General features: G+C 35.8%; 3 protein-coding genes. 1 reads left to right on the forward strand and 2 read right to left on the reverse strand.

All coding sequences use genetic code 11. The features are described from left to right. Positions 1-276 precede the first annotated feature (276 nt). A complete protein-coding gene (locus J2T13_RS26240) occupies positions 277-558 on the reverse strand; it encodes a hypothetical protein (protein WP_429375657.1) in 282 nt (93 codons plus the stop codon). A gap of 240 nt (positions 559-798) precedes the next feature. Then, positions 799-894, reverse strand: coding sequence for a putative holin-like toxin (locus J2T13_RS26245; RefSeq protein WP_018758025.1), 96 nt, complete (start codon positions 892-894; stop codon positions 799-801). A 117-nt stretch (positions 895-1,011) separates the two neighbouring features. Between J2T13_RS26245 and J2T13_RS26250 the strand changes: the two genes are divergently transcribed. After that, positions 1,012-1,219, forward strand: a 208-nt coding sequence (locus tag J2T13_RS26250; protein ID WP_429375659.1) for a hypothetical protein, incomplete at its 3' end; no start/stop codon positions are given.

The following is a 1,219-nucleotide window of genomic DNA, read 5'->3' on the forward strand; positions in this document are numbered from 1 at the left end:
AAACCAGATTCTACGGAAGATAAAGATTCATAATTTTGCTCGATGTAGGGAATTTTCAACTGCTACTTTTGGGGATTATTAAGTTGGTGTTGACACTATCAATCTTTTCTATTACTTGTTTAACAATTCGATCATCATCGTCACTCATGTCCATTGAATGAAAGATAATATTAGACTGTATATAATAATTTTCTCCTATTACATTGCAATTAAAGTTTAACCAGTCTCCTTTGGTTTGTATAATTTCTATATGTAAATCATCTATAATTTTCTCTGTTAAAGTACATTTGGAATCTTATAACTTTTAAGATGCGTAACATCACTTTTAAAATCATCTGTATTCCAGTCCATTTTCTCTAGGAACAATTCAAAATGTAGATTGGACATTTTCTCTCCTCCAATGCTGTAAGTAATTTCGCCTAACGTTGCGCATTTCTGACGTTCAAGCGGCTTAAGGTCGTAGCACCGGGTCGTCAGACTTAGCCGGTTGAATGTGTCGTCTGAATAAACTTCTCCGAAATCCTCCTTGACGACCAAGGAGCGCCAGCGACGACGCAAAAATGTAATGTTTTATGATGGTGATGCCTTCTTTGAGTATACTTAAATAGCGCTCTTTAATATTATTTAACTTTTTTTCATTTTCTGTTTGGATACATGTTTTTAAGTGTGTTATTATATATTTAATAAAGACCAAGTGCTGATACACTTGGTCAGTACAATTGGCTTGGATGGTTTATTCCCTTCTAAGTCATACAGGAATCAAAACCCACCTTAGGCGCTTAATCTATGGGTGGGTTTTTACTTTTTCTTGTTGTTATTATTAATGTATGTTAAAAGCGCAAGGATAAACATCCCAAATAGGAACATAATCGTTATTGCATCTTTTACTTCCATGGCTTCACCTCCCTTCGAAGAGAAACCATGCCCACCCAAGATTCAATTGTATCTATAGTTTACCTTTATTTCCAATTACGTACAAGTGTTCCCATATGATTTTGATTTATGTATTTTATGATCTTAATACACGGTTTTAGTCTGCATCCCTTTCATATAACGTTTCGTGTTCACGATGTTGTCAGAGCCTTAGTGGTCGCACTTAGGCTGTGGCAATGTCGGGAACAGAGTGTTGAACTAAACCGCTACGCGGTAGCTTTTCAAATCCTACAAACCTTTAGTGCCATTCACCAAGCCTTCCTTTATCATCTAGTGAAAAAGGAGG

It is taken from the genome of Paenibacillus sp. DS2015 (assembly GCF_050433705.1).
Taxonomy (GTDB): domain Bacteria; phylum Bacillota; class Bacilli; order Paenibacillales; family Paenibacillaceae; genus Paenibacillus_AQ.

What these genes read in the sequence shown, in the direction of transcription:
- J2T13_RS26245 (WP_018758025.1), bottom strand. Translation starts at nt 894, where the DNA reads ATGGAAGTAAAAGATGCAATAACGATTATGTTCCTATTTGGGATGTTT.